A 25,709-nucleotide genomic window follows, 5' to 3' on the forward strand; every position below is an offset into this window, starting at 1 on the left:
CGCTTTCTAGCCGCGGTGACTTTCGATGTACGCCTCGATGCGCTCGGCCGGGGCCGGGCGGCCCAGCACGAAACCCTGACCGTAGAGGCAACCGGCCTTGGCCGCGCGTTCGCACTGCTCGCGCGACTCGAGACCCTTGGCCACGATCTCGAGACCGAGGCGACGGCCCAGGCTGACCACGACGTCGATCACCGCGGGACCGCTGACGGGTGCGGACTCGGGTGACGCGTTGGCCAGCGACGAGTGCAGCTTGAGCATGTCGACCGGCAGCCGGCGCAGGTGGGACAGCGAGGCCTGGCCCGCGCCGAAGTCGTCGAGGGCGGCCCGTACGCCGAGTTTGCGCAGCCCGGCCAGGGAGGCCACGACGGCCGGCACATCCTCGGCGATCCAGGCCTCGGCCACCTCGACGACCAGGCGTTCCGGGGCCACGCCGTACCGCTGCAGGGTCGAGGCCACCCGGTCGGGGAAACGGGCCGTCAGCAGCTCGCGCGGTGACACGTTGACCGACAGCCAGAAGCCGTTGTCGCCGCCTGTCCAGGCCGACAGGTGTTTGCAGGCCGCGTCGAGCACCCACTCGTCGAGCTCGGCCGAGATGCCCACGGCCCGGGCGATCGGCAGCAGCTCGTGGGGCAGGATCGTGCCGAGCTGCGGGTGCCGCCAGCGCAGCAGCGCCTCGACCCCGACCGGCTGGTCGTCGCGCAGGTCGACCACGGGCTGGAAGACCAGGTCGAGCTCGCCCCGGTCGGCCGCGCCGAGCACCTCGCGCTCCAGGTCCATCCGCCGGTTGAGCTGCATCTCGACGTCGGGGTCGTACCACTCCACCCGGTCCAGGCCGAGCTGGCGGGCCCGGCGGCGGGCCAGGTCGGCGTGCCGCAGCACCGCGTCGGAGTCCTCGCCGCCGGCCAGCTCGGCCAGCCCGATGCTGGTGTGCAGCTCGACGATCGAGCCGGGCAGCTGCAACGGCTCGGCCACGGCGGCCGTGATCCGGCTGGCCAGCGCGTAGGCCAGCACGGCGCCGTCGGCCGTGAGCACGGCGAACTCGTCGCCGCCGAGCCGGGCCGGCAGGTCGCCCGGGCCGAGCAGGCCGCGCAGGCGGCGGCCGACCTCGATCAGCACCGCGTCGCCGGTCTCGCGGCCCCGGCTGTCGTTGATCTCGGCCAGGCCGTGCAGGTCGATCACCAGCAGGGTGCCGGGCTGACCGGCGCGGCGGCGGTGGGCCAGCAGCTCCCGCATCAGCGCCCGCCGGTTGGCCAGGCCGGTGAGCTGGTCGGTGGACGACAGCTTGTGCAGCGTCTTCTCCAGATGCCGGCGCTCGCCGATGTCGCGCACGTGCACGACCAGGGCCGCCACCTCGGGCACGGAACGCTGGTCGGAGATCGTCGACTCGGTGTCCCGCCACATCTCGGCCCCGTCCCGCAGCCGGGCCGTGACCAGCGCGGGCGGCCCGTCGGCGCCCTCACCGGCCAGCACCGCGTCGATCACCTCGCGCGCGCCCTCGACGTCGTCGGGGTGGATCAGCTCGGCGAAGACCCGGCCCACCACCTCGTCGTCGTTCAGCCCGAACAGCCGGGACGCGGCCGGGGACTGCCAGGTGATCCGCAACTGGTCGTCGAGGACCAGGGTGAGGTCGGTGGCCCCGGCGACCAGCGAGCGGAAGTGGGCCTCGGCCGTCTGCAACTGGCCCGCGTAGCGCCGGATGTCGTGCACCACGAGCAGCTCGCGCATGGCCAGCACGGCCACCATCGCGATGCCCAGGATGATGCTGGTCGGGTCGAACGTGTGCACCACGACCAGGTGCCACACCGCGGCCACGACGCCGACCGCGGCCGGCACGGCGAGCAGCGGATAGCTGGCCAGATACTGGTCGGGGTGGCGGGGCTCGAGCGGCGCCGGCGGCAGGTCGCGCCGCGAGCCGCCCTCGGCGGTCAGGGCCAGACCGAGCACGACCGGCAACCCGGCCAGGGCCAGGGCGGCCCCGCCGGTGCCGACGGCGACGGCGCCGAGCCCGGTCAGCACCAGGATCGCCCCGATGCCGCAGCGGACCGCGGGCCAGCGGGCGAGCCGCCCCCGCAGGATCGCCACCAGCACGATGGCGGCGCCGGTGGCCCCGATCGCGATCACCGACAGGGCGCTGGGCCGGGCCACGCCGGCCGGGGTCAGCAGGTAGCCCGCGAAGGCGAGGCTGACGCCCAGACCGAGGCCGTCGAAGGCGCGCCGGGAATGCACCACCCAGCCCGCGCCGGAACCGGGCAGGAGCAGGGCGCCGATCGCGTAGGAGGCCGCGGCCAGGCCGAAGACGATGGTCACCCACACGCCCACGGCCGGCGGCGACAGCCACGTGAGCAGCACCGCGACCACGGCGGCGAACGCGCCCAGGCCGACGAAGCCGGCCCCGCGGCAGGCCACGAAGGACTGGTCGGCCTGGTGGATCGAGAGCGCTGTCCGTACCAGGTGGAAGCCGGCCCAGAGGCCGCAACCGCCGGCGCCCACGGCCAGCGCGAGCGCGGGCGGGGTCAGGCCCGCGGAGCCGGTCAGCAGCACCAGGGCCGCGACCACCGGAACGCTCAGCGAGATGGCCCGGCCTCGGGGCCGGGCGGGGTGTGTGCGCGTGGGGGGCGGCACTGCCACGTCGACGGATCCTCCCGGATTCTCGTCGGATCAGGAGTTGGAGCGGGGTCTCTGCAGAAGAACGAGCGTCCCTCGAACAGGTTACGGCTGCGTGTTGCTCCCGCGCACGTCCGGAGCGTCGGCTATGGACTCCCTCAGACCGCGCCGCCGGCGACCGAGGGCAGCACCTGCACCTCGGAACCGGGTGCGACCGGAGTCTCCAGGCCCGCCTGCTCGCCGTCCACAAAGATGTTGACGTAGCGGCGGACGGCGCCGCGCTCGTCGCGGATGCGCCGCGAGAGCAGTGGCCAGCGCTCGCCGACCTCGGTCAGCACCGCGCCCAGCGTGCCGGCCGTGGTGATCTCGAGCCGGGACTCGCCGCCGGCCTCGGCTCGCAACACCCCCGGCACCAGCAGCACCGGCATCAGACGGCCACCGCCCGCACCGACAACACATCGGGCAGATGGGTCACCACGGTCGACCAGCTCTCGCCCTCGTCGTTGGTGGCGAAGACCTCGCCGGCCCGGGTGCCGAAGTAGACGCCGGCCGGGTCGAGGCGGTCGGCACACATCGCGTCGCGCAGCACGACCGGGTAGTAGGGGCCGTCGGGCAGACCCACGTGCTGTGGCTGCCAGGTGTCGCCGGCGTCGGTCGAGCGGTAGACGCGGCAGCGCAGCTCGGTGGGGTGGCGCTCGCTGTCGGCGGTGAGCGGGAAGTTCCACACCGTGCCCGGGCGATGCGGATGGGCCACGATCGGGAAGCCGAAGTCGGAGGGCAGCGTGTCGGCGATGGACTGCCAGCTGTCGCCGCCGTCGGTGGAGCGATAGACGCCGTGGTGGTTCTGGGCGTAGAGCTGCTCGGGGTCGCCGGCATCCCGGGCCACCCGGTGGACGCACTGGCCGAACTCGGGCCACGGGTCGGGGAAGAAATACGCCTTGATGCCCTGGTTGGCCGGGGACCAATTGGCCCCGCCGTCGGCCGAGCGGTAGACCCCACCGGTTGACATGGCCACCAGCAGCCGGCGGGGGTCGTCGGGGTGGGGCAGGATGGTATGAATCGCCTGGCCGCCGAAGCCGGCCCCCCACTGCGGGCGGTGCGGGTGCTCCCACAAGCCGCGGACCAGCTCGAACGAGCGCCCGCCGTCGGCCGAGCGGAACAGCGCGGACGGCTGGGTGCCCGCGTAGACCACCCCGGGCTCGGCCGCGCTGCCGGGAACGAGTTGCCAGACCCGCTCGACCGCGGCCCCGGCGTCCTCGGGGAAGGCGATGGGGGCGGACTCGGGCTCGTGCCAGGTGGCGCCGAGGTCGTCGCTGACCGCGACGCTGGGGCCGAAGTGGGAGTTGTCGACGGCGGCCAGCAGGCGGGGCGTGGGGCCGCGGGAATCCACGCCGATCGTGTAGACCGCCGTTCCGGGGAACAGGGCCGGGCCCACCCGCCAGGACCGGCGTTCGTCGTCGCCGGTCGCCAGGAACAGGCCTTTCTGCGTACCGATCGCGAGAAGCACTGTCATGGCCAAGAGTATGCGCGCCGGGTCCGACAGAAAGGCCGCACAACGCGGGTGGGAAGATGAGCACGTGCGTTCGAAACCCCTGCTCCGCGTCCGCAAGACCGGCGCCCTCATGGTTGCCGCCGTCCTCGCGTTCGTCAGCGGGGTTCCGCTCGCCAGCGTGTCGTGGGCCTGGGCGCTGATCCTGCTGATCCCGGTCGCCTTCTTCGTCTGGGCCTGGCGGGCCGGCACCGACGTCTACGCCGACCGGTTGCGGGTGCGGGCCCTGTTCGGCAACACCACAGTGCCCTGGCAGCGGATCACCGAGCTGGCCCCCGATCGCAGCGGCCAGATCTCGGCCCTGCTCGACAACGGCAACGTCATCCGCCTGACCGCCGTCACCACCGACAACCTGCCCAAGGTGCTGGCGGCCGGCGGGCAGCAGATCGGCCACTCCGACTGACTTCCCAGGTGGCCTCGCTACCCTGGGGTGCGTCGAATCTCGAGGAGGTCGAGTGATCGTGCGTTCCCGCCGGGCCCGTGGCGCCACCCTGGTGCTCGCCGCCACGCTGGGGCTCGCCTCGGCCTGCAGCTTCGGCCCGCCCGATCCCGACCAGCAGGGCGCCCCGCCCAACCTGCCGACCCCGTCGTCCGAGCCGTCCGCGGGGGCCGGCGCCGAGGCCCCGAGCGGCGGCAGCCAAGAGGTGGCGATCACCGTCCTGGCCAAAGACCTGGACGTGCCGTGGGGCATGGCCTTCCTGCCCGACGGGTCGGGCCTGGTCACCGAGCGCGACACCGGCCGCATCCTCAAGGTCGGCCCCGAGTCCGACGCCGAGGGGCTCACCGTCACCCAGGTCCACCGGCTGACCGAGTCGAAGGCCTCGGGCGACGGCGGCCTGCTGGGCATCGCGGTCTCCCCCAAGTACGAGACCGACAAGACCGTTTACGTCTATTACTCCACGGCCACCGACAACCGCGTGGCCAAGCTGACGCTGGGCGGCAAGGTGCAGCCGATCCTGACCGGCATCCCCCGCTCGCTGGACTTCAACGGCGGCGCGCTCGCCTTCGGCCCCGACGGTTTCCTCTACGCGGGCACCGGCGACGGCACCCCCAAGAGCACCCAGGCCCAGAACCCGAAGAGCCTGGGCGGCAAGATCCTGCGGATGACCGTGGCCGGCAAGCCCGCCCCCGGCAACCCGGTCGGAACCAGCCTGGTCTGGAGCTCCGGCCACCGCAACGTCCAGGGCCTGGCCTGGGACAAGACCAAGCGGATGTACGCCAGTGAGAGCGGCCAGACCAAGTCGGGCGAGCTCAACGTGATCGCCAAGGGCAAGAACTACGGCTGGCCCAAGGCCGACGGCGCCGGGAGCGACGCCAAGCTGACCAATCCGGTGTTCAGCTGGCCGGCGGCCGAGTCCGGCTGCTCCGGCGTGGCCGTGCTCGAACAGACCGTGGCCAACGCGTGCCTGCTCGGCCAGCGGGTCTACCTGCTCACCGTGACCGGCAACGGCACGGTGCTGGGCACCCCGCAAGCGGCGCTGACCGGCGAGTACGGGCGGCTGCGGAGCCTGGCCGCCGCGCCCGACGGCTCGCTGTGGGCCGGTACCTCGAACCAGGAGGACGACGGCGACCCCGGCCCCGACGACGACCGGATCATTCGGCTGGTCTTCTCCGAGGGTGGCGCTGGTCGCAGTTAGGCGTGCCACTGTGGGAGTTTCACAGGCGACCGGGCAGGGCAGGTGAGCCGCTGATGACCTCGATAACCTCGACGGCGGGCCGCTGGTTCGGCACCGTCCGCCGCAGCCGGTGGACCCGGCGATCCCTCATCGGCGCGATGATCGGCCTGGTCAGTGTGGCCGGCGCGGTGATCGGCACGATGCTCTTCGCGCACGCCGACGTGGCCGTCGGCCCGTTCCGGGCCGAGATGTCGATCAGCCCGTCGATCTTCGGCGGCACCGAGGTCGACCTGCCTCCGCTGGGCTCGCTGCACCTCGACAGCCATGACGGCCCGATCCACCTCAAGGTCAACCTGGCCGCGCTCGATCAGAACCGCACCGAGGCCCTGATCGACGACCCCACGGCGATCAGTTCGGCCGGTGAGAACGCGGTCGACGACGTCCGCAACGGCGTGATCCGGCTCGGCGTGCGCACGCTGGGCATCGCGGTGCTCAGCGCCCTGGTGCTGAGCGCGCTGATCTTCCGCAACGTCCGCAAGGTCGCCATCGCCGGTGTGACCTCGCTGGTGGTGACCGGGGGCAGCCTCGGGCTGGCCGCCAGCACGCTGCGGCCCGACTCGATCGCCGAGCCCCGCTACGAGGGTCTGCTGGTCAACGCGCCGGCCGTGGTCGGTGACGCGCGCCGGATCGCCGACAACTACGGCCGCTACTCCGAGCAGCTGCAACAGATCGTCAGCAACGTGAGCCGGCTCTACACGACGGTGTCGTCCCTGCCCGTGTACGAGCCCGAGGCCAACACCACGCGCCTGCTGCACGTCTCCGACCTGCACCTGAGCCCGCAGGCGTACGGCCTGATCCGCACCGTGGTGCAGACGTTCGAGATCGACGCCGTGATCGACACCGGCGACCTGGTCGACTGGGGCAGCACGGCCGAGACCCAGTACGCCTCGTCGATCCCCTCGGTCGGCGTCCCTTACATCTGGGTCCGCGGCAACCACGACTCGGCCTCGATCCAGACCGCGGTGGCCCGCCAGCGCAACGCCGTCGTGCTCGACAACCAGATCACCACGGTCAACGGCCTGACCATCGCCGGCATCGGCGACCCCGAGTTCACCCCCGACAAGAGCGAGACCCCGCCCGCCGAGAACGCCGACGACCCGGCCCAGTCCCCGCTGCTGCGGGCCGGCGGCCAGCTGGCCGACACGATCCGCGGCTCCGACAAGCCGGTCGACATCGCCTTGGTCCACGACCCGGCCATGGCCCCGCCACTGTCCGGTGTGGTGCCGCTGGTGCTGGCCGGCCACAAACACCAGCGCGAGGTGAGCCTGCTGCCGGAGCCGGCGCCGGCCCCGTCGGCCTCCCCCGCCCCGCTGCCCTCGGCCGACGGCGACCAGGCCCGGATCGCCACCCGCCTGATGGTCGAAGGCTCCACCGGTGGCGCCGGCCTGCGCGGCCTCGAGAAGGAGGAGCCGACGCCGCTGAGCCTGTCGGTCCTCTACTTCGACGAGAATCGGCAGCTCAAGGCGTACGACGACATCCAGCTGGGCGGCACCGGCCAGTCCAACGTCGAGATGCAGCGCAACGTCGTCGGCGCCGAGGAGCCGTCGCCCAGCCCCTCGGCCTCGCCCAGCTAGCTGCTCAGCCGCTCGATGATCAGTTCGCGGACCGTCTTGGCGTCGGCCTGGCCGCGGGTGGTCTTCATGACCGCGCCGACCAGGGCGCCGGCCGCGGCGACCTTGCCGTCGCGCACCTTGGCCGCGATGTCGGGGTTGGCCGCGATGGCCTCGTCGACCGCGGCGGTCAGCGCGCCGGTGTCGCTGACGACCCCGAGGCCCCGGGCGCTCATGACGGCGGCCGGGTCGCCCTCGCCCGCGACGACGCCCTCGAGCACCTGACGGGCCAGCTTGTCATTGAGCTTGCCCTCGTCGACCAGCTTCTGCAGGGCGGCGACCTGGGCCGGGGTGGCGCCGACGGCGGACAGCTCGACGCCGGTCTCGTTGGCCCGGCGGGCCAGCTCGCCCATCCACCACTTGCGGGCGCCCGCGGGCGAGGAGCCGGCCGCGATCGTCTCTTCGATCAGCTCGACGGCGCCGGCGTTGGCCACCGACTGCATGTCGGTCGCGCTGATGCCCCATTCCTCGGCCAGCCGGGCCCGCTTGACGCTCGGCCGCTCGGGCAGGGCCGCCTTGAGCTCGGCCACCCAGGCCGGGTCGGGCGCGATCGGCACCAGGTCGGGCTCGGGGAAGTAGCGGTAGTCGGTCGCCTCTTCCTTCGAGCGGCCGGGCCGGGTGTCGCCGGTCGTCTCTTGGAAGTGGCGCGTCTCCTGGAAGATGCGGACACCCTCGTCGAGCAGGCCGGACTGCCGGATGATCTCGGAACGGACCGCGCGCTCGACCGAGCGCAGCGAGTTCACGTTCTTGGTCTCGGTGCGGGTGCCCCACGCCTCGCCCGGCTTGTTGAGCGAGGTGTTGACGTCGCAGCGCAGCGAGCCCTGCTCCATCCGCACGTCGGACACGCCGAGCGAGCGGATGATGTCGCGCAGCTCGGCCACGTAGGCCTTGGCCACCTCGGGCGCGAGGGCGCCGATGCCGGGGACCGGCTTGGTGACGATCTCGACCAGGGGGATGCCGGCCCGGTTGTAGTCGACCAGCGACTCGGTGGCGCCGTGGATGCGCCCGGTCGCGCCGCCGACGTGCAGCGACTTGCCGGTGTCTTCCTCGAGGTGGACCCGCTCGATGCCGATGCGGTATTCCTTGCCCTCGACCTCGACGTCGACGTAGCCCTCGACGCACAGCGGCTCGTCGTACTGCGAGGTCTGGAAGTTCTTCGGCATGTCGGGGTAGAAGTAGTTCTTCCGCGCCATGCGGCACCACGACGCGATGTCGCAGTTGAGGGCGAGCCCGATGCGGATCGTCGCCTCGATCGCGGCCCGGTTGGCCACCGGCAGCGCGCCCGGCAGGCCCAGGCAGACCGGGCAGACCTGCGTGTTCGGCTCGCCGCCGAACTCGGTGCGGCAGCCGCAGAACATCTTGGTGGCCGTGCCCAGCTCGACGTGGGTCTCGAGGCCGATGACCGGCTCGTAACGCGCGACGGCGTCGTCGTATGCGGGCAGCGCGGTGGTGGTCATGGGACCAGAATAGTGGGCGCGGCCGACGATATTTCGCTGACCCACAGCCGCCCCCACAGCAGAAGATCATTTCGGTACGGTCCCCGCCATGCAACGCGCTCCCCTCGCTGTCGTCGCCGTCCTCGCGGCCACCCTCATCGCCGGCTGTGACGACGACACCACCACGATCACCTCCTCCACACCCCCGTCCGGCGCCGCGCCCGCGCCGGCCGCGGTCGACTACGCGGCCTGGCAGGCCGGCACCTCCGAGCCGATCGCCGACAAGCTCTATCCCCAGCACGGCACGGCCGCGCTCGACGTCCTGCACTACGACCTGAAACTCGAGTGGCAGCCGCCGAAGAAGCTGCTCACCGGCACGGCGACCCTCCGGATCCGCCCGACCGCCGACGCCGCCCAGCTCAAGCTCGACTTCAAGCCGTACACGCTCGACAAGGTCACCGTCGACGGCGCCGTCACCGAGGCCACCGTCCAGAAAGAGAAGCTGGTCGTCCCGGCCGCCGTCACCAAGGACAAGCCGGTCACGCTGGTCGTGGCCTACCACGGCAAGCCCACCACCACGCCCATCCCGTCGCACCGCTCCGACGTCGAGCCGCTCGGCCTCACCATCACCAAAGAGGGCGGCCTGTGGACGATGCAGGAGCCGTGGGGCGCCTACACCTGGTACCCGGCGAACGATCAGCCGTCCGACAAGGCGCTCTACGACATCGCGGTGACCGTCCCGGCCGGCTGGTCCGGCATCGCGGCCGGCTCGCTGGTCACCCAGCAGGGCAACACGTTCCGCTACCGCAGCACCGACCCGATGGCCAGCTACCTGCAGACCCTGGCCGTCGGCAAATACAAGAAGGTCAGCGCCAAGGGCGCGCGCGGCATCCCGCTGACCTACTGGTACCGCCCCGGCAAGGACGAGAAGTTCCTGCCCTCGCTCAAGAAGTCGCCGGCCTTCATCAGCTTCCTCGAGAAGCGTTTCGGCCCCTACCCGTTCCCCACCGGCGGAGCCGTCATGGTCGACTCCGAGTCGGCCATGGAGACGCAGCAGATGATCACCATGGGCGGGAAGGGGAAGAAGTTCGACCGGGCCTACTTCGAGGAGGACGTACTGCACGAGTACGCGCACCAGTGGTTCGGCGACTCGGTCACCCCGTCGACCTGGACCGACCTGTGGCTCAACGAGGGCTGGGCGACGTACGCGCAGTTCCTCTACTCGCAGTCCGTGGAGAAATACAGCGACAAAGAGCTCGAGGACTACCTGCGCCGGGCCGACGCCGACCTGCGCAAGCGGCTCGGGCCGCCCGGTAAGCCGCGGGCGGCCAACTTCGCCGAGAGCAACGTCTATCTGTGCCCGGCGGCCATGCTCAAAGAGCTGAACGACGCCCTCGGCGACGAGAAGTTCTTCGCTCTGGGCCGGGCCTGGGTGCAGTCCAACAAGAACACCCAGCAGACCCGGGCCTCGTTCACCGCCTTCGTCAACAAGCAGACCGGCCGCGACTACACCAAGCTGATCAACAGCTGGCTGGACTCGAAGTCCACGCCGCGGCCGGCATAACTCGCGCTACAGGGCGGGCGGCGTGAGGGTCCCCACCGTGGACTCGAGCGCCGCCGCCACCCGGTACATCCGGTCGTCGGCCAGCGTCGGCGCCATCACCTGGAAGCCGACCGGCAGCCCCTCGGAGAGCCCGCAGGGCACCGAGATCGCCGGACCGCCGTACAGGTTGGTCGGGATCGTGAAGAGGTCGGCCAGGTACATCTGGTACGGGTCCGAGGTGCGCGACCCGAACGGGAACGCCACGAACGGCGTGGTCGGCGAGACCAGCACGTCGACCCGCTCGAAGGCCGACTCGAAGTCCCGCGTGATCAGCGTGCGGATCTTCTGGGCCTGGCCGTAGTAGGCGTCGTAGTAGCCGCTGGACAGCGCGTAGGCGCCCAGGATGATGCGCCGCTTGACCTCGGGGCCGAAGCCGGCCTCACGGGTCAGCGACATGACCTCTTCCAGCGAGCGGTTGCCGTCGTCGCCGACCCGCAGGCCGTAGCGCACGCCGTCGAACCGGGCCAGGTTGGAGGAGGCCTCGCTCGGGGCGATCAGGTAGTAGGCCGGCAGCGCGTACTGGAAGTGCGGGCACGAGACCTCGACGATCTCGGCGCCCAGCTTGACCAGCGCCTCGAGCGACTCGTGGAACGCGCTGAGCACGCCCGGCTCGGAACCGTCGCCCGCGAACTCCTTGACCACGCCCAGCTTGACGCCGGTGAGGTCGCCGGTGGCGCCGAGGCGGGCCGCGCCGACCACATCCGGCACCGGCTGCGGGATCGAGGTGGAGTCGCGCGGGTCGTGACCGGCGATCGCCGCGTGCAGCAGCGCCGCGTCCTCGACGTTGCGGGCGCACGGGCCCGGGGTGTCGAGCGACGACGAGAACGCGATCAGGCCGTAGCGCGAGGTGCCGCCGTAGGTCGGCTTGGCCCCGACCGTGCCGGTGACCGCGCCCGGCTGGCGGATCGAGCCGCCGGTGTCGGTGCCGATGGCCAGCGGGGCCTCGTAGGCGGCGATGGCCGCGGCGCTGCCACCACCCGAGCCGCCCGGGATGCGCCCGAGGTCCCACGGGTTGTTGGTGGCACCGTACGCGGAGTACTCGGTGGACGAGCCCATCGCGAACTCGTCCATGTTGGTCTTGCCCAGCATCACCGTGCCGGCCGCGCGCAGCCGCTCGACGAGCGTCGCGTCGTACGGCGGGCGCCAGCCCTCAAGGATCTTGGAGGCGGCGGTCGTCGGCACGCCCTTGGTGGCGATGACATCCTTCACGGCCACCGGCACACCGGCCAGCGGGCCGGTGACCTCGCCGCGGTCGACCTTGGCCGCCGCGGCCAACGCGCCCTCACGGTCGACGTGCAGGAACGCGTGCACCCGCTCGTCGACGGCGTCGATCCGGTCGAGGTGGGCCTGCGCGACCTCGACCGCCGACGCCTCCTTGCCCGCGATGGCCTTGGCGAGCTGGGCCGCCGACATCTTCGTCAGGTCAGACACGGCGTCAGTCCTCCTCGTCCAGGATGCGCGGCACGCGGAACCGGCCCTCGAACGCGTCGGGGGCACCCGAAAGCGCCTCTTCCTGCGTGAGGCACGGGACCGGCACGTCGTCGCGGTACACGTTGGTCAGCGGCACGGAATGCGAGGTAGGCGGAATGTCGTCGGCCGCGACCTCGCCGACCCGGGCCACGGACTGCAGGATCACGTCGAGCTGCCCCGCGAACCGGTCCAGTTCCTCCTCGGTCACGGCGAGCCGCGACAGGCGCGCGAGATGCGCGACCTCTTCGCGGGAGATGGCGGCCATCTTGACTCACTTTCTCGGATCCCGATTTCACGCTGACCGGACGAGTCTATTTCGCGCGCCTTCCGAGCCGACCGCCGGGAGCGGGTGTCGGGTACCAAAAGATCAAAAGCTGGATGTCGTGGCGGGGTGGGTGGTCCGGACCGCAACTCCCGTCGAGGGCCCGGGCGGGCTTCGCTGGCCGCTGACGCGTCCAGAACGCGAAACCCACCCGGGCGACCTGCGTAAGTGGTTGCGCCCGAAAACCCAATCCCCGGGCCGGATGATCACTCCCCCGAGGGAATTCGAGGTTATTGAGCGGTTGTGGGCTTATGCCGATTTGATAACGGGAAAGTTGTTTTACAGCGGAATGCGCATGTGGATCTATCGTGGGAACGACCTGATCGAGGCCCTGCTGGAGGTCGTATGGACGCCGCACGCCCCCGCGACCCCGCGGCGAGCGATCGCGCCTCCGACCCGATCCCACCCGACTGGCCTGACAACGATGCGGCACACCCGCGCTCCGGCCCTGACCATGCGGTCTCGCCTCTCGGCAATTGCATTCGCGGAATTCGGCGGGAGGCGACGGTTCAGGCCGGGCGTCGACGGCGGGCGCTGCTGGTCACCGTCGTGGTGGTGGGGGTGGTCGACGGGCTGCTGTGGGTGTTTCAGCGGGGGGCCTTCGACGGGCTTCCCAGCGCGTACTGGCTGATGGGGTTTCTGGCCGTCGTCGTGGACGCGCGGCCCTATGTGGTCACCAATCGGCGGGCGACCTCGGTCATTCTTCCGTCGATCTGCTTCACCTTCGCGATCGCTCTGGCCTGGGGTTACGGTCCGGCGCTGGCGGTGCAACTGATCGCCGTCGCGGTGGCCGGGGTCCGGATGCGGCATTCGGCTCAGCGCACGCTCCACCTGGCCGTGCAGCACGCGGTGGCGCTCGGCGCGGCGTCGCTGGTGATCTCGTTGGTGTCGTTGCGCATCGAACCCGGGCCGGACTGGGGGGACGCGCTGCTCACGGTGGCCGCGGCCGGCGCCTGGATCGTCGCCCGGTACGGGCTGGCGGCGGTCGTCGCCCGGTCCATGGCCGACCGGCCGGGGCCGCGGCTGCGGCGGCTCCAACGGTCGCGGCGGTTGCGCCGGGCCGGGGTCGAGGTGCTCGCCACCGGCGCGTTGCTGCTGCTCGGACCGGTGGTGCTGGCCACCGCCCAGGTCGGGCTGGCCTTCGTACCGCTGGTTCTGCTGGCCCTGCACGCCGTACACCGGATGGTGCGGTCAGCCGGCGAGTTCGAGCGCGCGTCCCGGCTCGACGCCCTGACCGGACTGCCGAACCGGCGCGCCCTGCACGCGGCAGTGCTGTCCCAGGCCAAAGGGCGGCGGCTGGCGCTGCTGGTCCTGGACCTCGACCGGTTCCGTACGGTCAACGACGCCCTGGGCCACGGCGCCGGGGACCGTCTGCTGGGCGCGGTCGCGCACCGCCTGGCCGAGGTGGTGCCGGCCCACGACCTGGTGGTGCGGCTCGGTGGCGACGAGTTCGCGGTGCTCGCCACCCGGGTCGACGGACCACCCTCCGCCCGCCGCATCGCCGAGCACCTGGCCGAGGCGCTGAACAGCCCGTTCGCCCTCGACGGCATGCCCGTGGACGTCACCGCCTCGATCGGCATCGCCCTGCAACGCGAGCCCGGCGGCGACGGCGCGACGCTGCTGCGCGAGGCCGAGTCCGCGATGTACGAGGCCAAGCAGCGCGGCGACCAGGTCGCCCTGCACAGCCCGGACGCGCCCCACCACACACCCGACCGCCTGTCGCTGCTGGCCGACCTGCGGCACGCGCTGCGCCAGGACTCGCCCGACGACGGGATCACGCTCTTCTACCAGCCCCAGATCGCCATCGCGACCGGCGAGGTGGTCGGGGTAGAGGCGCTGCTGCGCTGGCGGCACCCCGAGCGCGGGCTGGTCGGCCCCGAGGAACTGATCCGGGTGGCCGAGCCGACTCCCGTGATGCGTCTGCTCACCGGCCGGGTGCTGCACGAGGTGGTGGCCCAGCTGGCCGCGTGGCGCGACGCCGGCCGCCCGTTGCGGGCGGCCGTCAACGTCAGCGTGCGCGACCTGCACGCCGGCGACATCGCCGACCGGGTGGCCGGGCTGCTGAGCGAGTACGCCGTGCCGCCCGACCTGCTCCAGCTCGAGATCACCGAGAGCGCCCTGATGGCCGACCCGCACCGGGTGCTGAGCACGATCACCCGCCTCGACCGCATGGGCATCGCCATCTCGCTGGACGACTTCGGCACCGGCTACTCGTCGCTGCAACATCTGCGCCGCCTGCCCCTGGCCGAGGTGAAGATCGACCGCTCGTTCGTCCTGGGCATGGCCACCGACCGCGGCGACGCCGCCATCGTCCGCTCGGTGATCGACCTGGCCGAGGCGCTGGGCCTGCGCGCCGTGGCCGAAGGCGTCGAGGACGAACGCACCTGGCGCCTGCTGGCCGACGCCGGCTGCCACGCGGCCCAGGGCTGGTTCCACGCCCGCCCGATGCCCGCCCCCGACCTGGCCGACTGGCTCTCCCGCTACCGCCCAGTGCGCCCGACCGTCGCCCTGCACACCCGCACCCGCTGACCCGTCACTCGGTGGGGGCGAACTCGGCCACCTCTCGGGCCGCATCCGGGCCGTCGGACAGCAGGACGGCGAAGCCTTCCTCGTTGAGCACGGGGACCTTGAGGGTGAGGGCCTTGTCGTACTTGCTGCCGGGGTTGTCGCCGACCACCACGAAGGCCGTCTTCTTCGAGACCGAGCCACTCACCTTGCCGCCGCGCGAGGTCACCGCCTCGGTGGCTTGGTCACGGGAGTGCGTGGACAGCGTGCCGGTCACCACGAGGGTCAGGCCCTCCAGCGGGCGGGGGCCCTCGTCGACCCGCTCGTCGGCCATCTTGAGGCCGGCCTCGCGCCACTTGCGCACGATGTCACGGTGCCAGTCGACCGAGAACCACTCGCGCAGGCTGACCGCGATGGTCGGGCCGACCCCCTCCACGGTGGACAGCACGTCGGGCGCGGCCTTGGCCTTCTTGCCCGACCCGCCTTCGCCATCAACGCCGCCTTCGCCATCAACGCCGCCCTCGGCACCAGCACCGCCCTCAGCACCAGCACCGCCCTCAGCACCAGCACCGCCCTCGGCACCAGCGCCGCCCTCAGCACCAGCACCGCCCTCGGAATCAGCGACACCCGCAGCATCGGGGCCCTGCGCGGAAGCGGCACCATCCGAGGAAGCGGCGTCGGAAGAATCGGTCGCACCAGATGCGGCGGAGTTGGTTGAGGCGGTCGTGGCTGAGGCGGCCGCGGTTGCGGCTTCGGAGGCGGCCAGGACGTCGGCGGCGGTGGCGGTCACCGAGCTGTCGAGGGCGGCGGCCGACACCGCGGCCGCCTCTTCGGCGCTGCCGGGTGGGGCGGCGACGATGGCCTCGATCGCCGCCATCGAGCCGAACTGGCGGGCCAGCGCCTGGGCCGCGGTCGGGCCGACGTGGCGGATCGACAGGGCGACCAGCACGCGCCACAGTGGGCGGTCTTTGACGGCCTGCAAGTTTTCCAGCAGCTTCACGGCGTTGGAGCCCAGGCTGCCGTCCTGGTTGACGAAGAACGGGGACTGGCGCAGCTGATCCTCGGTCAGCGCGAACAGGTCGCCCTCGTCGCTGATCACGCCCGAGTCGAGCAGGGCCTGGGCCGCCTTGTAGCCCAGCACCTCGATGTCGAAAGCGCCCCGCCCGGCCAGGTGGAAGACCCGCTCGCGCAACTGCGCGGGACACGACCGCGTGTTGGGGCAGCGGATGTCGATGTCGCTCTCTTTGGCCGGCGCCAGCGTGGTGCCGCAGGCGGGGCACTGCGCCGGCATCACGAACGGGTGCGCGTCGTCGGGGCGCAGGTCGATGACCGGGCCGAGCACCTCGGGGATCACGTCGCCGGCCTTGCGCAGCACGATGGTGTCGCCGATCCACACGCCCTTGCGCTCGACCTCGCGCGCGTTGTGCAGCGTGGCCAGCGCGACCGTCGACCCGGCCACCTTCACCGGTTCGAGCACGGCGAACGGCGTGACCCGGCCCGTGCGGCCCACGTTCACGTCGATGTCGAGCAGCTTGGTGGTGACCTCTTCGGGCGGGTATTTGTAGGCGATGGCCCAGCGCGGCGCCCGCGACGTGGAGCCCAACCGGCCCTGGATGGCAACCGAATCGATCTTGATGACGACGCCGTCGATCTCGTGCTCGACGTCGTGGCGGTGCTCGCCGTAGTAGGCGATGTAGTCGCGCACGCCGGCGATGTCGTCGACCAGCTTCCAGCGGGAGCTGGTGGGCAGGCCCCACGCCTTCAGCGCCTCGTACGCATGTGACTGCGAGGTGGGCATGAAGCCTTTGCGCGCACCGATGCCGTGCACGACCATGCGCAGCCCGCGCGAGGCGGTGATACGCGGGTCTTTCTGCCGCAGGCTGCCGGCGGCCGCGTTGCGCGGGTTGGCAAACGGGGCCTTGCCCTGCTCGACCAGCGACGCGTTGAGGTCGGCGAACGCGGACACCGGGAAGTAGATCTCGCCCCGCACCTCGAGCAGCTCGGGCAGGTCGTCACCGGTCAGGCGCTCGGGGATCTCGCGGATGGTGCGGACGTTGGACGTCACGTCCTCACCCGTGCGGCCGTCGCCGCGTGTGGCCCCGCGGACCAGCCGCCCGTTCTCGTACGTCAGGTTGATGGCCAGGCCGTCGACCTTGAGCTCGCAGATGAACTCGACCGGGCCGCCCGCGTCGCGCAGCGTGCGCTCGACCCAGCCGCCCAGCTCGTCGTCGTCGAAGACGTTGTCGAGCGAGAGCATGCGCTCGGCGTGCTCGACCGGCGTGAACAGGGTGGAGAAGCTGCCGCCGACGTTCTGGGTGGGGGAATCCGGCGTACGCAGGGCGGGAAATTCTGTTTCGAGCGCCTCGAGCTCACGCAGCAGCTTGTCGAACTCGGCGTCGGAAATCGTGGGCGAATCGAGCACGTAGTAGCGGTATTGGTGACCGCGCAGCTCGTCGCTCAGCTCGGCGTGGCGCTGGCTCGCCTCAGGCGTCGGGTCAGCGCCGGCCGCCGCCACCTGCTCGCGGGTGGGCTCAGCGGAAACGGACTCAGCCTTGTCAGACACCGGAACCTCCGTGCTCGAGAACTACGAGGAACGGTAGTCGCCACCCCTGACATTTTCCGTGCTGGCGCGCTTGTTCGGCCGTTGTCCACAGTTCGAAGTTGTCCACAGGCCGTCCGCGGAAATCGGCGGATCTTGCCAAAATCGAGTGCAGTGGCGGGGGACCCCCTAGGGAGGGCGGGCCTTGCGTTGTGGTGGGGGGTGGGGGGTCAGACCTCGGAGAGGCGGCGGGCGGCTTCGCGGCAGGCGGTCAGCGCGGTGCGGGCGTAGGCAGGCGAGGCGCCGGCCAGGCCGCAGGCCGGGGTGATGACCACCTGACGGGGCAGTTGCTCGGCCGGGAAGGCCAGCCGCTTCCACAGCGTGGCCACGCGCTCGGCCACCTTCTTGCCGTCGATGCCCGCGGCCGGCGGTGTGGTCGGTGCGGCCCCGGCGAAGAGGCCGGTCCCCGCCTCCAGCGCCTCGCCGATCGGGTCCAGGTCTTTCACCAGCGACAGGTCGAGAGCGACCGCGGCCACCCGAGCGTCCCGGAAGACCTGGAGCGGCATGTCCGGCGCGCAGCAGTGTGCGATCACCGGCACGCCCACGGCCTCGACCACCGTGCGCAGGGCACTTGCAGCATCGGGGCCGGGAACGGCTCGATACGCACTGAACCCGCTCTCGGTCGGCACCCGCCCGGCCAGGATCGTCGGGAGCGACGGCTCGTCGAGCTGCAGCAGCACCTCGGCCCTCGGCAGCCGCTTGCGTACGTCGTCCACGTGGCGGCGGAGGCCCTCGGCCAGCGAGTCGGTCAGGTCGCGGACCGCACCCGCGTCGCGCAGCAGGCGGCCGCCGATCTGCAGGTTGAGGGCGGCGGCCAGCGTCCACGGTCCGGCCGACTGGATCTTCAGGGGGCCCGCGTAGTGCTCGCCCTGTTCGGTGAGCTGGTCGAGGTCGCGTTCGAGCAGGTCGGCGGTGCGGCGCATGTCCTGGCCGGGGCGGGGTGCCACCTGCCACTGGCCGGCGTACAGCTGGACCGGCAGTTCGACCAGGAAGCCGGCGCTGCGGCCGATCATGTCGGCGCCGGGGCCGCGGGCGGGCAGCTCGGCCAGGTGGGGCAGGTCGGGCAGTTCGCCGAGGACGACGCGCTGGGCCTCGGCGATGTCGGTGCCGGGCAGCGAGCCGATGCCGGTGGCCGAGCCCGCCGCCCATGGGAAGTCAGGCACGCGCGGTCGCCAGGGGCGCGGAGGCAGTGATGGTGGCCGAGCCGAGCACGATATCGCCGTCGGCCGAGCGCTGGTAGGCCACGATCGCCTGGCCGGCCGCGACACCGCGGGCGGGCGACGTGAGGCGGGCCGTGAGCGTGTCGCCCTCGATCGTCACGGTCGCCGGGTAGACCTCGCCGTGCGCGCGAAGCTGCACGTCGCATTCGACGGAGGTCGACTCGCCGTGCCAGATGACCTTGGACGCGGTGACCACGCCCACCTCGAGATCCTCGCGGGGGCCGACGGTGACCGTGTTGGTGACCGGGGTGATCGACAGCACGTAGCGGGGGCGGCCGTCGGCCGCGGGCACGCGCAGGTCGAGGCCCTTGCGCTGGCCGACGGTGAATCCGTAGGCCCCGTTGTGGCTGCCCAGCCGCTCGCCGGTGCGGCCGTCGACGATGTCGCCGGGGGCGTCGCCGAGCTGCCGCTGCAGGAAGCCCTGGGTGTCGCCGTCGGAGATGAAGCAGATGTCGTGCGAGTCGGGCTTGTCGGCCACGGCCAGACCGCGCTCGGCCGCCTCTTCGCGGACCCGGGCCTTGGTCGAGTCGCCGAGCGGGAAGACCGCGCGGTCGAGCTGCTCGCGGGTGAGCACGGCCAGCACGTACGACTGGTCCTTGCCCTCGTCGACGCTGCGGCGCAACAGGCCGTCGGCCCCGAGGCGGGCGTGGTGGCCGGTGACCACGGCGTCGAAGCCGAGCGCGACAGCCCGGTCGAGCACCGCCTCGAACTTGATCTTTTCGTTGCAGCGCAGGCACGGGTTGGGGGTGCGGCCGGCCGCGTACTCGGCGACGAAGTCGTCGACGACGTCGGCCTTGAACTGCTCGGCCATGTCCCACACATAGAAGGGGATGCCGATCACGTCGGCGGCGCGGCGGGCGTCGCGGGAGTCTTCCAGCGTGCAGCAGCCGCGCGCACCGGTGCGGAAGGTCTGGGGGTTACGGGCCAGCGCCAGGTGCACCCCGGTGACGTCGTGGCCGGCGGCGTGGGCGCGCGCGGCGGCGACGGCGGAATCGACCCCGCCCGACATGGCCGCAAGAACTCGCATGGGGTCAAGCCTAACGGGGGGTTTTCCAGGCGGTGGCGCGGCGGGCGCGCTCGACCGCCCCGGGCAGAGCGGCCAGCAACTCGTCGACGTCGGCGAGAGTGCTGGTGTGCCCGAGCGTGAACCGCAGCGAGGACCGCGCCCGGTCGTCGTCGGCGCCCATGGCGACCAGCACGTGGCTGGGCTGGGCGACCCCGGCCGAGCAGGCCGAGCCGGTCGAGCAGCAGACGCCCTGCGCGTCCAGGAGCAGCAACAACGCGTCGCCTTCGCAACCCGGGAAGCTGAAGTGGGCGTTGCCCGGCAGCCGGTCGGCCGGGTCGCCGTTGAGGATCGCGTCGGGCACCGCGGCCCGCACCCGGGCCACGAGCTCGTCGCGCAGGTCGCCGACCCGCTGGGCGTACGCGGCCTGGCTCTTGACCGTCGTCTCGACCGCCACGGCGAAGGCCGCCACCCCGGCGGTGTCGAGGGTGCCCGAGCGCACATCGCGCTCCTGGCCGCCGCCGTGCAGCAACGGGGTGCAGGCCACGTCACGACCGAGCAGCAGCGCGCCCACCCCGACCGGCCCGCCCACCTTGTGCCCGGTGACCGTCATGGCCGCGGCGCCGCTGGCCGCGAAGTCGACCGGCACCTGACCCAGGGCCTGCACCGCGTCGGTGTGGAAGGGGATGCCCGCGTCGGCCGCCAACCGGGCCAGTTCGGCCACCGGCTGCACCGTGCCGACCTCGTTGTTGGCCCACTGCACGCTGATGACAGCCACTTCCTCGGCGTACGACGCGAGGAGCGAAGCCAGCGAGGCCGGGTCGACCCGGCCCGCCTCATCGACCGGCAGCCAGCTCAGCTGGGCGCCCTCGTGGGTGCCGAGCCAGTCGGCGCTGTCCATCACGGCGTGGTGCTCGACCGACGAGGCGACCACGCGGCTGCGGTTGAGCGAGCCGGCCCGCCGGGCCCAGAAGATGCCCTTGACCGCGAGGTTGTCGCTCTCGGTGCCGCCGCTGGTGAAGATCACCTCGGACGGACGGGCGCCGAGGGCGGCCGCGATGCGCTCGCGCGACTCCTCGACCAGGCGCCGGGCATGCCGCCCGGCCGCGTGCAGGGACGACGGGTTACCGACCTCGCGGGCCGCCGCAACATATGCCGCCAGCGCCTCGTCGAGCATCGGCGTGGTCGCAGCGTGATCCAAGTAGGCCATCAGTGCCCAAGCTTATGCCTCGCCCCGCGGACGCAGCACGGCCCGGCGCTCAGCGCCGGGCCGTGCGGTGACCGGAATTACTTGCGCTTGCGGATCTCGTCGGCCGCCTGGGGCACGACCTTGAACAGGTCGCCCACCACGCCGTAGTCGGCGAGCTCGAAGATCGGCGCCTCGGCGTCCTTGTTGACCGCCACGATCGTCTTCGAGGTCTGCATGCCGGCCCGATGCTGGATCGCGCCGGAGATGCCCAGCGCCACGTACAGCTGCGGGGAGACGGTCTTGCCGGTCTGACCCACCTGGAACTGGTGCGGGTAGAAGCCGGAGTCGACCGCGGCCCGGGACGCGCCGACCGCGCCGCCGAGCAGGTCGGCCAGCTCCTCGACCAGCTTGAAGTTGTCCGCGTTGCCGACGCCACGACCGCCGGAGACGACGATGCCGGCCTCGGTCAGCTCGGGGCGCGAGCCCTTCTGCTCGACCACGCGCTCGACGACCTTGGTCAGCTTGTCGGCGTCGCTGACGGTCACCGTCAGCTGCTCGACGGCCGGCGTCGCGGCCTCGGGCGCCGGCGTGACCGAGTTGGGGCGGATCGTCACGATCGGCAGGCCGCGCGTGACCTTGGACTTGACGATGCCCGAACCGGCGAACACGACCTGGGTCGCGGTGCCGTCGGCGGCCACCTCGACCGCGTCGGTCAGCAGCCCGTTGTCGAGCTTGACGGCCAGGCGACCGGCGATCTCCTTGCCCTCCTGGGTGGAGGCCAGCAGGACCGCGGCCGGCTGCTTCTCGCGGACGAGGTCAGCGATCACCGCCGCCTTGGGCGCCACCAGGTGATCCTGGATGGCGGAATCCGTCGCCACGTACACCTTGGAGGCGCCGTACTCACCGAGCTTGGCCGTGTCGGCCTCACCGAACACGACGGCCGAAACCTCGCCCAGCCCGCGCGCGATGGTCAGCATCTCGAGCGTGACCTTCTTGACGCCGGCCTCGACGACAACAAATACCTCAGCCATGTTCCGCTCCCCGCTCAGACGAACTTCTCGGTGGCGAGGTACGCGACCAGCTGCGTGCCGCCGTCGCCCTCGTCGGTGACCTTGGTGCCGGCCGAGCGCGGCGGACGCGGCGAGAACTCCACCACCTGGCTGGTCGCGCCGGCCGTGCCCACCTCGTCGGCGGAGACGCCCAGGTCGGCCAGCGACAGGGCCTGCACCGGCTTCTTCTTGGCGGCCATGATGCCCTTGAACGACGGGTACCGCGGCTCGTTGATCGTGTCCCACACGCTGACCACGGCCGGCGTGGCCGCGGTGACGACCTCGTAGCCCTCGTCGGTCTGCCGCTCGACAGTCAGCTGCGAGCCGTCCACGGTGAGCTTGCGGGCGCCGGTCAGCGCCGCGATGCCCAGCCGCTCGGCCAGCATGTGCGGCATGACCTGCACGCGGCCGTCGGTCGACTCGGCGCCGGCGATGATCAGGTCGGCGTTGAGGGTCTTGAGCGCCTCGGCCAGCACCTTGGAGGTGGCGACGGCGCACGAGCCGTGCAGCGCGTCGTCGGAGACGTGCACAGCCTTGTCGGGGCCCATCGACAGGGCCTTGCGGATGGACTCGGTCGCGCCGGCCGGGCCCATCGTGAGGACGGTGACCTCGCCGCCGTGCGCTTCCTTGATCTTCAACGCCTCTTCGATGGCGTATTCGTCCATCTCGTTGATGACGTTGTTGGCCGAGGCCCGCTCGACCGTGTTGTCCGAGGGGCTCAGGGTACGCTCGGCACCGGAGTCGGGCACCTGCTTGACCAGTACGACGATATTCATCGCGCTCCTACGACCTCCTGTTGTGAACGCACCTTTACGGCCGGACGCCTCCCGACAGGTTACCCGTCAGTAGCTTAGGCGTGTCGGCCACCCAGAGTGACTCACCTCACCCGCGCCGGCCGCTCACTGGCTACAGTCGGTACAGGGAGGTGTACGAAATGTCCGGCCTAATCACTCCAGTGGCCGACGGATTGCTTCCGTCCGCCTCACATCGTCTACCACGCGGACCCGCGCCTGTGCTGAACACCCATGGCCGCGTGAGTTCGGACTCCCCCTACTGCCGATGCGGCCGCCCCCGCGAGGCGTGCGTGAGTGACGAAGTCCGCATGCTGTGGATGCACCTATTCGACCAAGAAGGTCAATAATTCACACGTGTTAGCTGGCCTGCGGCAATGGATCGACCCCGAGAAGACCCCCACGGTCGGCCGTACGCCGGACTACCGCTTCTCGCTGGCCAACGAGCGCACGTTCCTGGCCTGGATCCGCACCGGCCTGGCCCTGATCGCGGGCGGGCTCGGCGTCGCCCAGTTCCTGCCGCCGCTGCCCATCGCCCACCTGCGCGAGATCATGGCCATCGTCCTGCTCGTGCTCGGCGGCCTGGTCGCCTTGCGCGCGGTCGACCACTGGGCCCGCACCGAACGGGCCATGCGCCTGGGCCAGGAGCTGCCAGGCTCGAAGTTCCCGGCCGTCCTAGCCGTGACAGTCGCCCTGGGCGCCGTCGCGATGATCGTCGCCGTGGTCGTCCAGGCCGTGGAGTGAGCGTCGAGTGGACGCCCGACCACGGCGCGGCGGCCGAGCGGACCCGGTTCGCATGGCGGCGCACGGCCCTGTCGGCCGCGGTCGTCGGCCTGCTCGCCGCCCGGCCCGCATTCCACCCGGACGCCGGCGTCGTGCAGTGGATCACCGCTGCCCTCAGCAGCCTCGGCTGGTCGTTCCTGGTGGCGATCGCCTACCGCCGCGCGCGGGCCCTGCGGCAGCACCCGCCCCACCCCGGACGGCGGACGATTCCGGCCTACGCGTTGATCACCGTCGCTCTCGCCGTGCTCGCAAGTCTGGTTGTCATGCTCTGATCGTCGCCGGATCGCCCGACGCGCGTCATCATTGCCACATGGTCCGGTTGTTCATCCTCCTCGCTGCCGTGCAGCTGGTGCTCTTCGTTCTGGCGCTGATCAGCTGTTTGTCGGCTGCCCGCGTCCGCAACGCGCCGCGTCTGGTGTGGGTGCTGGTGATCCTTCTCATCCCCCTGCTGGGCCCGCTCGCGTACTTCCTCTGGGGCCGCCCGCTGCCCGCGCCCGAGGAAGGCACGGTGCCGCGCCGGCGCCGAGCCCCCTCGGCGCCGGACGACGATCCCGACTTCCTGCGCTCGGTCGACACCGAGCAGTCCCGCCGCGAGCGCGAGGCGCTCGCCCAGTGGGAGAAGGAATTGAAGAACGAGGAAAAAGACCAGCCTTAGGCGAGGTTCGACGAGCGGGGGTAGGCGTCGCCGGGGTCGGTCAGGACGTTGACCAGGTAGGGCACCCCGGCGGCGAAAGCGCGCTCGAGGGCCGGTCCGATCTCGGCCGCCTTCTCGACGGTCTCGCCCGCGCCGCCCAGCGCCTTGACCACGTCGTCGTAGCGCAGACCCGGCTGCAGGTCGGCCGCGACGTCGTAGCCGTACATGGCCTGCATGGGGTGTTTCTCGAGCCCCCAGATGCCGTTGTTGCCGACCACCATGACCACCGGAAGTCCCTGCCGGACCAGTGACTCCGCGTCCATCAGCGAGAAGCCGGCCGCCCCGTCGCCCATGAGCACGCAGATCTGGCGGTCGGGGTAGGTCACCCGGGCCCCCATCGCGTAGCCCATGCCGGTGCCGAGGCATCCGTACGGTCCCGGGTCGAGCCAGGTGCCGGGTTGAGCCGGTTCGAGGAACCTTCCCGCGTACGAGACGAAGTCCCCGCCGTCGCCGATGGTCACGGCGTCCGGCGCGAGCACCTTGCGCAGCTCGCCGTAGATGCGCGCCGGCTTGATCAGGTCGGTCTCGGCCGCCATCGCCTCGGCGTCGCGCGCCTTGCCCGCGTCCTCGGCCGTCCGCAGCCCTTCGATCCACTCGGTGTGGTCGGCCCGGTCGCCGGTGTGGTCAGCGATCGCGGCCAGGATGCGCCGCAGGTCGCCGGCGGGTGACACGGCCGTCTCGACGTGCGTCGCGCGCTGGCTGGGGGCGTCGACGATGTGCACGACCCGAGCCGCGCCGAACTCACCGAATCCGAGCCGGAAGTCGAGCGGGGTGCCGATCACGCAGACCACGTCGGCCTCGTTGAGCGCGGGCCGGCGGGCCTTGGCGAAGGCCAGCGGATGCGACGGGGGCAGGGCGCCGCGGCCCATGCCATTGGTGAAGACCGGCACCTGCAGCGCCTCGGCCGCGGCCCGCAGTTCGGCGATCGCGTCGCCGCCCCACACGTCGGAGCCCGCGATGATCACCGGGCGGGCCGCCGCGGCGAGCAGGCCGGCCGCGCGGGAGACCTCGTCCGGGTCGGCCTCGATGACCGGAACGGCCGGCGCCCCCGGCGTGGCGGCCTCGCCGGTCGAGAAGACGATCTCGAGCGGCAGGTCGAGGAAGGCCGGGCCGCGGTGGGCGGTGAGCGCCGCGGTCAGGGCGGCCCGGACCTCGCCCGCGATGTTGTCGGTGTCGGTGACGGTGCCCGCGTACTTGGTGATCGGGGCGACCAGCGGCACGTGGTCGAACTCTTGCAGGCTGCCCGAGCCCCAGCGGAACGCGGGCGCCCGGCCGCCGAGCACCAGCACCGGCGAGGCGTTGAAGAACGCGCTGGTCAGGCCGGAGATGCCGTTGGTCACGCCGGGGCCGGCGGTGAGCACCGCGAGCCCGGGGCGGCGCTGCAGCTTGGCCACCGCCTCGGCCGCGAAGACGGCGGTCTGCTCATGGCGTACGTCGTAGATCGGGAACCCGGTCTTGTGGGCGGCGTCGTAGAGCGGGAACACGTGCCCGCCCGACAGGGTGAACATCTCGTTCACGCCGAACGCCCGCGCCGCGGCCAGCGCCAGCTCGCCGCCGTGACCGTCGATCACCTCTGCCATGCCGTGCTCCCCTCGCGCCATTGCCG

Annotated in this window: 21 protein-coding genes; 8 read left to right on the plus strand and 13 right to left on the minus strand. The window is 71.8% G+C overall.

Translation table 11 applies throughout. From position 1 onward, the window contains the following. Nucleotides 1-6: 6 nt before the first annotated feature. The 3 genes from M1L60_RS15690 to M1L60_RS15700 form a co-directional block, all read right to left on the minus strand. Entirely contained in the window at nt 7-2,628 is a 2,622-nt protein-coding gene (locus M1L60_RS15690) for a putative bifunctional diguanylate cyclase/phosphodiesterase (protein WP_253238152.1), read from the minus strand. 134 nt (nt 2,629-2,762) lie between these two features. Next, nucleotides 2,763-3,032, minus strand: a complete 270-nt coding sequence (locus M1L60_RS15695) for a MoaD/ThiS family protein (protein ID WP_253238153.1) — start codon at nt 3,030-3,032, stop codon at nt 2,763-2,765. Beyond that, nucleotides 3,032-4,117 carry a WD40/YVTN/BNR-like repeat-containing protein gene (locus tag M1L60_RS15700; protein WP_253238154.1) on the minus strand — a complete coding sequence of 362 codons (1,086 nt, stop codon included), beginning with the start codon at nt 4,115-4,117 and terminating at the stop codon, nt 3,032-3,034. Before M1L60_RS15700 ends, M1L60_RS15695 begins: the two co-directional genes overlap by 1 nt. Before the next feature lie 64 nt (nt 4,118-4,181). Here M1L60_RS15700 and M1L60_RS15705 point away from each other — a divergent pair, with 64 nt between their 5' ends. The 3 genes from M1L60_RS15705 to M1L60_RS15715 are packed head-to-tail and all read left to right on the plus strand — an operon-like array spanning nt 4,182 to nt 7,403. Continuing rightward, complete coding sequence (locus tag M1L60_RS15705; protein ID WP_253238155.1) at nt 4,182-4,556, plus strand: PH domain-containing protein; 375 nt, start codon at nt 4,182-4,184, stop codon at nt 4,554-4,556. A gap of 52 nt (nt 4,557-4,608) precedes the next feature. Continuing rightward, on the plus strand, nt 4,609-5,790 hold the full coding sequence (locus tag M1L60_RS15710; protein ID WP_308208490.1) for a PQQ-dependent sugar dehydrogenase: 1,182 nt from the start codon (nt 4,609-4,611) through the stop codon (nt 5,788-5,790). A 53-nt stretch (nt 5,791-5,843) separates the two neighbouring features. Then, the gene (locus M1L60_RS15715) at nt 5,844-7,403 is read left to right on the plus strand and encodes a metallophosphoesterase family protein (protein WP_253238156.1); all 1,560 of its coding nucleotides are present in this window, start codon (nt 5,844-5,846) and stop codon (nt 7,401-7,403) included. On the opposite strand, the gene gatB is transcribed toward M1L60_RS15715, so the two are convergent. After that, the gene (gene gatB / locus M1L60_RS15720) at nt 7,400-8,896 is read right to left on the minus strand and encodes an Asp-tRNA(Asn)/Glu-tRNA(Gln) amidotransferase subunit GatB (protein WP_253238157.1); all 1,497 of its coding nucleotides are present in this window, start codon (nt 8,894-8,896) and stop codon (nt 7,400-7,402) included. The genes M1L60_RS15715 and gatB overlap by 4 nt on opposite strands. An 88-nt stretch (nt 8,897-8,984) precedes the next feature. Between gatB and M1L60_RS15725 the strand changes: the two genes are divergently transcribed. Then, a complete protein-coding gene (locus tag M1L60_RS15725; RefSeq protein WP_253238158.1) occupies nt 8,985-10,439 on the plus strand; it encodes a M1 family metallopeptidase in 1,455 nt (484 codons plus the stop codon). Nucleotides 10,440-10,445: 6 nt separating this feature from the next. Here the strand turns inward: M1L60_RS15725 and gatA are convergent, their stop codons facing one another. Together gatA and gatC are read right to left on the minus strand one after the other, a co-directional pair. Continuing rightward, a complete protein-coding gene (gatA, locus tag M1L60_RS15730; RefSeq protein WP_253238159.1) occupies nt 10,446-11,909 on the minus strand; it encodes an Asp-tRNA(Asn)/Glu-tRNA(Gln) amidotransferase subunit GatA in 1,464 nt (487 codons plus the stop codon). Nucleotides 11,910-11,913: 4 nt separating this feature from the next. Next, the gene (gatC, locus tag M1L60_RS15735; RefSeq protein WP_253238160.1) at nt 11,914-12,213 is read right to left on the minus strand and encodes an Asp-tRNA(Asn)/Glu-tRNA(Gln) amidotransferase subunit GatC; all 300 of its coding nucleotides are present in this window, start codon (nt 12,211-12,213) and stop codon (nt 11,914-11,916) included. Nucleotides 12,214-12,825: 612 nt separating this feature from the next. Between gatC and M1L60_RS15740 the strand changes: the two genes are divergently transcribed. Next, nucleotides 12,826-14,799 carry a putative bifunctional diguanylate cyclase/phosphodiesterase gene (locus M1L60_RS15740; protein WP_438862112.1) on the plus strand — a complete coding sequence of 658 codons (1,974 nt, stop codon included), beginning with the start codon at nt 12,826-12,828 and terminating at the stop codon, nt 14,797-14,799. 4 nt (nt 14,800-14,803) lie between these two features. Here the strand turns inward: M1L60_RS15740 and ligA are convergent, their stop codons facing one another. The 6 genes from ligA to M1L60_RS15770 form a co-directional block, all read right to left on the minus strand. After that, nucleotides 14,804-17,338, minus strand: a complete 2,535-nt coding sequence (gene ligA / locus M1L60_RS15745; RefSeq protein WP_253238161.1) for an NAD-dependent DNA ligase LigA — start codon at nt 17,336-17,338, stop codon at nt 14,804-14,806. A gap of 206 nt (nt 17,339-17,544) precedes the next feature. Beyond that, nucleotides 17,545-18,537: a methionine synthase gene (locus M1L60_RS15750; RefSeq protein ID WP_253238162.1), complete on the minus strand. Its 993-nt coding sequence runs from the start codon at nt 18,535-18,537 to the stop codon at nt 17,545-17,547. Next, nucleotides 18,530-19,621 (minus strand): tRNA 2-thiouridine(34) synthase MnmA, encoded by a 1,092-nt coding sequence (mnmA, locus tag M1L60_RS15755; protein ID WP_253238163.1) that lies wholly within the window; start codon nt 19,619-19,621, stop codon nt 18,530-18,532. The genes M1L60_RS15750 and mnmA overlap by 8 nt, the downstream gene beginning before the upstream one ends. A 10-nt stretch (nt 19,622-19,631) precedes the next feature. Continuing rightward, nucleotides 19,632-20,807, minus strand: coding sequence for a cysteine desulfurase family protein (locus tag M1L60_RS15760; protein WP_253238164.1), 1,176 nt, complete (start codon nt 20,805-20,807; stop codon nt 19,632-19,634). Nucleotides 20,808-20,884: 77 nt separating this feature from the next. Continuing rightward, nucleotides 20,885-21,817, minus strand: a complete 933-nt coding sequence (locus tag M1L60_RS15765) for an electron transfer flavoprotein subunit alpha/FixB family protein (RefSeq protein WP_253238165.1) — start codon at nt 21,815-21,817, stop codon at nt 20,885-20,887. Nucleotides 21,818-21,831: 14 nt separating this feature from the next. Next, on the minus strand, nt 21,832-22,611 hold the full coding sequence (locus M1L60_RS15770) for an electron transfer flavoprotein subunit beta/FixA family protein (RefSeq protein WP_253238166.1): 780 nt from the start codon (nt 22,609-22,611) through the stop codon (nt 21,832-21,834). Nucleotides 22,612-22,983: 372 nt separating this feature from the next. Here M1L60_RS15770 and M1L60_RS15775 point away from each other — a divergent pair, with 372 nt between their 5' ends. Genes M1L60_RS15775 through M1L60_RS15785 form a run of 3 tightly spaced genes read left to right on the plus strand, consistent with a single transcriptional unit; the run spans nt 22,984 to nt 24,064 of the window. Continuing rightward, entirely contained in the window at nt 22,984-23,370 is a 387-nt protein-coding gene (locus M1L60_RS15775; protein WP_253238167.1) for a YidH family protein, read from the plus strand. Next, nucleotides 23,367-23,681, plus strand: coding sequence for a DUF202 domain-containing protein (locus tag M1L60_RS15780; RefSeq protein WP_253238168.1), 315 nt, complete (start codon nt 23,367-23,369; stop codon nt 23,679-23,681). Before M1L60_RS15775 ends, M1L60_RS15780 begins: the two co-directional genes overlap by 4 nt. 38 nt (nt 23,682-23,719) lie before the next feature. Next, on the plus strand, nt 23,720-24,064 hold the full coding sequence (locus tag M1L60_RS15785) for a PLDc N-terminal domain-containing protein (RefSeq protein ID WP_253238169.1): 345 nt from the start codon (nt 23,720-23,722) through the stop codon (nt 24,062-24,064). Here M1L60_RS15785 and M1L60_RS15790 read toward each other — a convergent pair. After that, nucleotides 24,061-25,683, minus strand: a complete 1,623-nt coding sequence (locus M1L60_RS15790) for an acetolactate synthase (protein WP_253238170.1) — start codon at nt 25,681-25,683, stop codon at nt 24,061-24,063. The genes M1L60_RS15785 and M1L60_RS15790 overlap by 4 nt on opposite strands. Between the last annotated feature and the right edge of the window lie 26 nt (nt 25,684-25,709).

Source organism: Paractinoplanes aksuensis (assembly GCF_024137025.1).
Lineage (GTDB): Bacteria > Actinomycetota > Actinomycetes > Mycobacteriales > Micromonosporaceae > Actinoplanes > Actinoplanes aksuensis.

What these genes read in the sequence shown, in the direction of transcription:
- M1L60_RS15790 (WP_253238170.1), bottom strand. Translation starts at nt 25,683, where the DNA reads ATGGCAGAGGTGATCGACGGTCACGGCGGCGAGCTGGCGCTGGCCGCG.
- M1L60_RS15765 (WP_253238165.1), bottom strand. Translation starts at nt 21,817, where the DNA reads ATGGCTGAGGTATTTGTTGTCGTCGAGGCCGGCGTCAAGAAGGTCACG.
- gatC (WP_253238160.1), bottom strand. Translation starts at nt 12,213, where the DNA reads ATGGCCGCCATCTCCCGCGAAGAGGTCGCGCATCTCGCGCGCCTGTCG.
- M1L60_RS15760 (WP_253238164.1), bottom strand. Translation starts at nt 20,807, where the DNA reads ATGGCCTACTTGGATCACGCTGCGACCACGCCGATGCTCGACGAGGCG.
- M1L60_RS15715 (WP_253238156.1), top strand. Translation starts at nt 5,844, where the DNA reads ATGACCTCGATAACCTCGACGGCGGGCCGCTGGTTCGGCACCGTCCGC.
- M1L60_RS15785 (WP_253238169.1), top strand. Translation starts at nt 23,720, where the DNA reads ATGGTCCGGTTGTTCATCCTCCTCGCTGCCGTGCAGCTGGTGCTCTTC.
- mnmA (WP_253238163.1), bottom strand. Translation starts at nt 19,621, where the DNA reads ATGCGAGTTCTTGCGGCCATGTCGGGCGGGGTCGATTCCGCCGTCGCC.
- M1L60_RS15770 (WP_253238166.1), bottom strand. Translation starts at nt 22,611, where the DNA reads ATGAATATCGTCGTACTGGTCAAGCAGGTGCCCGACTCCGGTGCCGAG.
- M1L60_RS15695 (WP_253238153.1), bottom strand. Translation starts at nt 3,032, where the DNA reads ATGCCGGTGCTGCTGGTGCCGGGGGTGTTGCGAGCCGAGGCCGGCGGC.
- gatB (WP_253238157.1), bottom strand. Translation starts at nt 8,896, where the DNA reads ATGACCACCACCGCGCTGCCCGCATACGACGACGCCGTCGCGCGTTAC.
- M1L60_RS15725 (WP_253238158.1), top strand. Translation starts at nt 8,985, where the DNA reads ATGCAACGCGCTCCCCTCGCTGTCGTCGCCGTCCTCGCGGCCACCCTC.
- M1L60_RS15700 (WP_253238154.1), bottom strand. Translation starts at nt 4,117, where the DNA reads ATGACAGTGCTTCTCGCGATCGGTACGCAGAAAGGCCTGTTCCTGGCG.